This window comes from Terriglobales bacterium (genome assembly GCA_035454605.1).
Taxonomy (GTDB): Bacteria; Acidobacteriota; Terriglobia; order Terriglobales; family Acidobacteriaceae; genus DATMAB01.
In genome coordinates, this window is the sequence record DATIGQ010000148.1 from 1 (window position 1) to 7,250 (window position 7,250).

The 7,250-nt window shown below is 65.5% G+C and carries 7 protein-coding genes; 6 read left to right on the forward strand and 1 reads right to left on the reverse strand.

Annotated elements, in window-relative coordinates; translation table 11 throughout:
• Nucleotides 1-124 precede the first annotated feature (124 nt).
• The 5 genes from VLE48_10705 to VLE48_10725 are packed head-to-tail and all read left to right on the forward strand — an operon-like array spanning nucleotide 125 to nucleotide 4,670.
• A complete protein-coding gene (locus VLE48_10705) occupies nucleotides 125-889 on the forward strand; it encodes a type II CAAX endopeptidase family protein (GenBank protein ID HSA93471.1) in 765 nt (254 codons plus the stop codon).
• Nucleotides 890-930: 41 nt separating this feature from the next.
• Complete coding sequence (gene pyrE / locus VLE48_10710) at nucleotides 931-1,569, forward strand: orotate phosphoribosyltransferase (protein HSA93472.1); 639 nt, start codon at nucleotides 931-933, stop codon at nucleotides 1,567-1,569.
• 16 nt (nucleotides 1,570-1,585) lie between these two features.
• Nucleotides 1,586-1,951, forward strand: coding sequence for a VOC family protein (locus VLE48_10715; protein HSA93473.1), 366 nt, complete (start codon nucleotides 1,586-1,588; stop codon nucleotides 1,949-1,951).
• A 36-nt stretch (nucleotides 1,952-1,987) separates the two neighbouring features.
• Nucleotides 1,988-3,028: an S-methyl-5-thioribose-1-phosphate isomerase gene (mtnA, locus tag VLE48_10720; protein ID HSA93474.1), complete on the forward strand. Its 1,041-nt coding sequence runs from the start codon at nucleotides 1,988-1,990 to the stop codon at nucleotides 3,026-3,028.
• Between the two features lie 19 nt (nucleotides 3,029-3,047).
• Nucleotides 3,048-4,670, forward strand: a complete 1,623-nt coding sequence (locus VLE48_10725; protein ID HSA93475.1) for a DUF885 family protein — start codon at nucleotides 3,048-3,050, stop codon at nucleotides 4,668-4,670.
• A gap of 85 nt (nucleotides 4,671-4,755) precedes the next feature.
• On the opposite strand, the gene VLE48_10730 is transcribed toward VLE48_10725, so the two are convergent.
• The gene (locus tag VLE48_10730; GenBank protein ID HSA93476.1) at nucleotides 4,756-5,187 is read right to left on the reverse strand and encodes a hypothetical protein; all 432 of its coding nucleotides are present in this window, start codon (nucleotides 5,185-5,187) and stop codon (nucleotides 4,756-4,758) included.
• Between the two features lie 291 nt (nucleotides 5,188-5,478).
• Here VLE48_10730 and VLE48_10735 point away from each other — a divergent pair.
• The coding region (locus VLE48_10735) for a winged helix-turn-helix domain-containing protein (GenBank protein HSA93477.1) at nucleotides 5,479-7,250 on the forward strand (1,772 nt) is incomplete at its 3' end.

Genomic DNA, 7,250 nt, shown 5'->3' on the forward strand with positions numbered 1-7,250 from the left:
ATCCTGCATGAAGGAGCCAAAGTCAGTGCCCTTCGTGTACATTCGAGAAGCGGCCTAGGCCGAACGACCAAGCGTGGTTTCCTACCCCGATCCCCATCCGCAACCTCCGGCAACCGAGCCCGCCTTGCCGGTAGCACCCGCCGCCACGCCACCTCGCGATCCGGTGTGGAGCGGCTGGGATGTGCTGCTGCTGGCCGCGGTCGCTGTCCTGGGCATACTTCTTTTCAGCACGCTCGGTATTGTGGCGCTGGTGGTGGCGACTCCGGGGCACAAGCCTCCGGGCACCGCGGAGGTCACACCCATCGCGCTGATGGCGCAGTTGCTCGCCTACCTGGCGGTAGTCGGCGTGATGTACCTGTTGGTGGTGGTCCGCTATCGCCGGCGCTTCTGGGAAGCGGTGCGCTGGCGTTGGCCGGTGGAGAAGACGGCGGCGCCTGCCTTGGTGGTGGCGGGGGCGGTGATCGCGCTGCTGGTGCAGTGGGCTTCGGCATGGCTGCCGGTGCCCAAACAACTGCCCATCTACGAGTTCCTGAAGGAAACGTCCGCCGCCTACCTGATGGCGGTTTTCGGCACGCTGGTGGCCCCCTTTGTGGAGGAGATGTTTTTCCGCGGGTTCCTGTACCCGGTGCTGGCTCGCAGAGTCGGTGTGGCGGCGGGCGTGGTGCTGACGTCGATAGGATTCGCCCTGATCCACGCCTCCCAGCTGGGCAACCACTGGGCGCCGTTGCTGGTGCTGTTCGTGGTGGGCCTGGCCTTCACCCTGGCGCGCGCCTGGACGGGCTCGGTGGCGGTGCCCTTCCTGCTGCACCTGGGCTACAACGGGGCCCTGTTCACGCTGCTCTACATCACCACCGACCGCTTCCGCCACATGGAGCGCATGCTGCAGTAGGCGTGACGCCCTCGCCGCTCGTGATATCGTAGATTTTTCCCATGAGCACCCCGCGCCAGGAATTGCTGGAGCTGCTGGCCCGGCAGTCGTTCCAGTTGGGCGAATTCAAGCTCTCCTCCGGAGCCACCAGCGACTATTACATCGACTGCCGCACCACCACGCTCGACGCCGAAGGGGCGCGGCTCACCGGGCGCGTCTTTCTCGACGAGATACGGGTGCGGGGATGGAGACCCAAGGCCATCGGAGGACTGACGCTGGGCGCCGATCCCATCGTGGTGGCGGTGGCTCTGCTCAGCTCGCAGCACGCGCAACGCCGGGGCGCGGAACGCGGGCCGGTGTACGAACCGGTGTTCCCGTTGATCCACGGCTTCCTGGTGCGCAAGCAGGAAAAAGGCCACGGCACGGGGCAGCGCATCGAAGGGTATCGCGAGCCCGGAGCGGAAGTGGTGATCGTGGACGACGTGTGCACCACCGGCGGGTCTACGATCCAGGCCATCGAAGCGGCGCGCGACTTCGGGTTCAAGGTGATCGGCGTGATGTGCCTGGTGGAACGCGAGGACGCCGGCGGGCGCCCGGCCGTGGAACGTGCAGCGGCCCCGGCCAGCTTCGTTTCTGTCTTCACCGCCGGAGAAGTCCGCGAGCAGCACTTGAAGCGACAAGCGCTGCGGGCGGCGCTGTAGCCGAGCGAGGATGCCGATGATCGGCAAACTGGGACTGATCATGGTGGTGGTCAAGGACATGGGCCGGAGCGTGGCGTTCTACCGCGACGTGCTGGGCTTGAAGCTGGAATTCGAGTCGCCCTTCTGGAGCCAGTTGAGCGCCGGCAACATCGAGATCGGCTTGCATCCGGAAAGCCCGCGCGTGAAGGTCGCGCCCGATACGGGCGTGAGTATCGGCTTCCATGTGGCGGACGTGCAGCAGACCGCGGCTGCACTGAAGGCCAAGGGAGTGCGCTTCCTGCAGGAGCCGAAGAAGGAAGAGTTTGGATGGTTGGCCATCGCGGCGGACCCGGATGGATACGCGATCCAGATCGGCCAGATGCCCAAGGGGCAGCACGATTGAACCGCAGGCCAGCCATTTGCCGCTGACGACGGACTCATGATCAAGACGCTCGAATGGACGGAACAGGGCGTTCGCCTGCTCGACCAGACGAAACTCCCCACCGAAGAGACCTACGTGGTGTGTTCCACCTATGAAGAGGTGGCGGAGGCCATCCGCAGCATGGTGGTGCGGGGCGCGCCGGCCATCGGCGTGACTGCCGCCATGGGCATCGCGCTGGGGGCGCGCGCGGCCGATGGCGACCACGTGGCTGAGTTCCGCCGCAACTTCGAAGAAATCTGCGAGACCATGGCCGCAACGCGGCCCACCGCCGTCAACCTGTTCTGGGCCATCGAGCGCATGCGTGGCAAGTTCGCCGCGTGTTCGGAGCAGCCGGTAGCGCGGATCAAGCAGGAACTGATCGCCGAAGCGCAGCGCATCTACGTGGAAGACCTGGCGCAGAACGAGGCGATCGCTAGGCATGGGGCCACGCTGCTGCCGGCGAGCGGCGCCGTGCTCACCCACTGCAACGCGGGCGCGCTGGCTACGGCGGGCGGATACGGCACGGCGCTGGGCGTGATCCGCGCCGCCATCGAGCAGGGCAAGAAGCTCGAGGTGTATGCCGATGAGACCCGTCCGTTCCTGCAGGGCGCGCGGTTGACCGCCTGGGAGCTGGCCAAGGACGGCGTGCCCACCACCGTCATCTCCGACAACATGGCCGGCGCCATGATGGCCAAAGGCAAGATCGGCGCCGTGGTGGTGGGCGCCGACCGTATCGCCGCCAACGGCGACACCGCCAACAAGATCGGCACCTACACCGTCGCCGTGCTCGCCAAGGAGCACAACATCCCCTTCTACGTAGCGGCGCCGTTCTCTTCGATCGACCTGGAGACGCCGGACGGATCGAAGATCCCCATCGAGCAGAGGTCTTCGCGCGAGGTGACGCACCTGGCCGGGACGCGCATCACGCCGGAAGGCGTGAAGATCGAGAACCCGGCGTTCGACGTGACCCCGGCACGCTACATCACCGCCATCATCACCGAGCGTGGCGTAGCCAAGCCGCCCTACGGCGAGTCGTTGCGCAAGCTGTCACAAGTTTGATCCGAAACGGAGGTGAACCGTGAGGGCCACCGCACTCGCGCTGTTCCTGCTTTCGATCGCAGTCTTCGCGCCCGCCCAGAACGGCTCTCCCTCTCTGGTCGCATTGCACGAGGAATTCCAGAAGCTGAAAACGCCGCAGGTGACCGCAGGTGTTCCCGACTACACGCCTCGAGCCATGCAGGCGCAAGGAGCCGCGCTCCGCGAACTGCGGCGCAGGCTGGATGCAATGGACCCGCGTGCCTGGCCCGTACCCCAACAGGTGGACTACCTGGTGGTGCGGGCCCAGATGGACGAACTCGACTTCCACCATCGCGTGCTGCGGCCGTGGGCACGGGATCCCGGCTTCTACGTGGACATGCTGCGCCCGGTGGCGTATGCGAAATTGCCCATACCCCCGGGAAAGCTGGCGGAGTTCCGCTCACAACTCACGGCCATTCCAGGGCTGCTCGATCAAGCCAGCCGTAACCTCACCGAAGGCGCCGGGGAGCTGGCCGACTTCGCGCTCCGCAACCTGGAGCTGCCGGACGGCGTCGGCCATGAGCAGCCCCTCCGCCCGGTGCCGCCACCCGGCATTCTGGGCTGGTTCGATGAACTGATCTTCGGATTGGAGAGACATCATCCCGAACTCGTAACGGATGCCCGCCGCGCCCGCGAGGCGGTGGCGGCGTTCCACCAGTGGCTGAAGCAGGAGCGGCCACGCATGACGGCACGCGCCGGTGTCGGACGGGAGAACTACAACTGGCTGCTCAAGCACGTGCGGCTGATGACGTACACGGCCGACGACATCGCCCGCATCGGCGACCGCGAACTTGCACGCACGCTGGCGGGGTTGGCGCTGGAGCGGCATCGCAACCGCCACCTTCCCAAGCTTCCACCGGCGGCGAGCGAGGCCGAATACGCCATGAAGATCACCGACGCTGACGGCCACGTCCGCGAGTTCATCCGCACGCAGGAGTTCCTCACCATTCCCGACTACATCGGCGAAATGGACAACAACGTCCCGTGGGTCGTGCGGCCCGGCGGTCCCAACTTCTGGGAGCAGGTGCAGTACCGCGACCCGCGCCCGGACAAAGTGCACGCCGGTATCCCCGGCCATCGCTTCGATATCGCGCTGCACGAGCGTGACACGCGTCCCATCCGCGGACGCTACACCGACAGCGCCCGCATCGAGGGCTGGGGCTTCTACCTCGAGGAGGGCATGATGAACGCCGGCCTGCTCGACGACCTGCCGCGCACGCGGGAGCTGTTCTGGATCTTCGCCGCCGCCCGCGCCGTCCGGAACCGAGCCGAACTTCACATGCATACCGGCGAATGGACGGTGGAACAGGGCATCGATTACATGGTCAAGAACGTCCCCTTCATGGACCGCGACGTCGCCCGCGTGGACTGCGAGATCTACCTGCGCACTCCCACTTACGGCATGAGCTACCAGATGGGCAAGCTGCAGATCGAGCGCCTGCTCGCCGACCGCGCCCGTCAACTCGGCAAAGAGTTCCAACTGGGCGAGTTCCATGATCAGTTCCTGGCGGCGGGCGCCATTCCGGTTTCGCTCATCCGCTGGGAAATGACGGGTCTCGACGACGAGGCGCGCGAGTTCCTGCCGGCAACAGGGGCAGGCGGCCCTGAGCCTTCGGCAAAATGAGCGGGCGCGAGCAGCCTCATCGCCCTGCCGGCGGGAGCAATCGGCCCAGTCCCGGCGCGATCAGGAGCTGCGCCCGCTCATGCTTTCACTTCTGTTTCTGCGCCAGGACCACCAGGCGTTTGGAACCGTTGGCCTTGGCTGCTTCCTGCTCCGCCCGGCCGATCAGCACTTCACGGCCTGCATCCGCGCTCTGCATCCAGATCTGGGAGAGGAAATACTGGCTGCCGTAGCGTTTGAAGACCAACTTGCTCTCCGAAGCGGCGTCCAGCGTTCTCACCGGAAGGGTGAAAACTGTGGTCACAGCTCCGCCGCCCTCGCGGCGCAGCAGCATGCGGTCGCTGCGGTCGCTGTGCAGGGCCTGGACGCGGTACTCTCCCGCAGGCAGCTTCTGGTTCTCGACCACGAAGTCGAAGGGAACCTTGACCGTGATCGAGCGGTCGCTCTGCGCGTTGGCGGTGGCCGTTGCCGCCACCATCATCAGCAGCAGCACTGCCAGGATCGTGTGATTGCGTGTCATTGTAGTTTTCCTCCATGCTTTGGTTTGTTTCGGACCGCCTACGCGATCCCGTCGGCCGCCGCCCGTGGGGGCTTGGGCCTTACACGAGCGAATCTGATGCGGGTGCTTGCGCATCGCAATGCATCCCATGTGGACCCTGGGGAGAACGTGGGTAAACAGATAACGGCATGAAAACAAGTCAGTTACGGATGCGGGTGAACAAGCGCCGCCAGGCCTTCGGCGAACCTATTCAGGCCCCGGTGCGTCTGTACATACGTGAGTGCTAGACTCAGCCTGAAAACTCTCCGGGTCATGAATTCTTCCGCTGAATCGCCGATCGTCATTCGCTTCGGCGTCTACTCCGCCGACCTGCGCGCCGGGGAGCTGCGCAAGAACGGGGCCAAGGTAAAGCTCCAGGAGCAGCCCTTCCAGATCCTCACGATGCTTCTGGAGAGGCCGGGCGAAGTCGTCACTCGGGAGGAGCTGCGCAAGCGTCTGTGGCCGGCCGATACCTTCGTGGACTTTGACCACAGCCTGAACACGGCAGTGAAGAAGCTGCGCGAGGCCTTGGGCGACGATGCCGACAACCCCCGCTTCGTCGAGACCCTGCCCCGGCGCGGCTACCGGTTCATTGCGCCTGTGGGCGGGCGGGGTTTCGCCGGTGATGGGTCACGGCCAGAAGCGGAGATCATGCCGGCGACCACTGCTGCCCAGCCTGCCGTTTCCCAACCGGCAGAAGGGAACAAAGCCTCACCGGGCATGGTGCTCATCCTGATGGCAGTGATCGCGGCGGCTGGGACGATCTTTTGGCTCCTGCGTCCGGGCAGGCAGGCCACTCCGCAGGCCGCTGTGCCTCCCATGCAGGTGGTGCCTTTTACCACCGCTCCGGGAGATGAATTCTCCCCTGCATTCTCTCCCGACGGCAACCACATCGCCTACGGGGCCTCAGTGAACAATCAGCCCTCCGACCTCTACGTGCAACTGGTGGGGGCCAGCTCGCCGTTGCGTTTGACCGAGACTCCAGACGCGGCGGAGGCCAGCCCCACCTGGTCTCCGGACGGCCGCTATCTGGCCTTCATGCGCTATCGGGAAGGCGAGTCGTCGCTCATGGTGATCCCAGCCCTGGGCGGAGCCGAGCGCACTCTGTACGGCACTCGCGAACGAGCGGGCATACCGGCCTGGTCACCGGACGGGAGGTACATCATCTTCGCGGAGAGAACGGGAGCCGAGAAACCCCTCGCGTTGTACTTGCTCTCCCTCGACACCCTGGAGCGGCGGCAACTTACCTACCCAGAGCCGCAGCTCGATGGCGATTACAACGCTCGTTTTTCGCCCGACGGCCGGCAGGTGGCCTTCCTGCGCGAAACCCGGGAGACTGCCGACATCTACACGGTGCCGGTCGCGGGAGGGGAGCCGAAACGAATCACCTTCCAGAATGCGCTCATCATCGGCTTGGACTGGACGACCGACGGACGCCAGATTATCTTCGCCTCTTTCGGCCGCGCTACTCCGACCCTTTGGCGCGTGGCCTCCACGGGCGGCGAACCCCAGAGCCTGGCCGTGGGCGGCGAAGGCGCGCTCTCCCCCGCGGTCGCCCCCCAGGGAAACCGCTTGGCCTACGTGCAGCATCAGTGGGACGAGGACATAGTGCGGATTCCCGTTGCACGGATGGGCGCACGCGCCGAGCCCGCTAGCCCGCTCATCGTCTCCACGCGGAAAGATGAGGGGCCGCAGTACTCTCCTGACGGGAAGAGGATCGTTTTCCAGTCCACGCGCAGCGGGTTCTACGAGATCTGGGTGTGCGAGGCGGATGGTAGCAATCCGCTGCAGCTGACCTCATTTCGGGGGCCCCTCACCGGGACTCCACGCTGGTCGCCTGAGGGACGGCAACTCGTTTTCGACTCGCGCCCCGACCGCTATGCTCACATCTTTTCCATTCAGGCCGAGGGAGGCGCGCCTCGCCAGTTGACATCCGGAGACTTCAACCACGTGGTACCCAGTTGGTCGCGCGACGGGCAATGGATCTATTTCGCTTCCGACCGCTCCGGAAGCTGGCAGGTGTGGAAAATGCCCGCGGCCGGCGG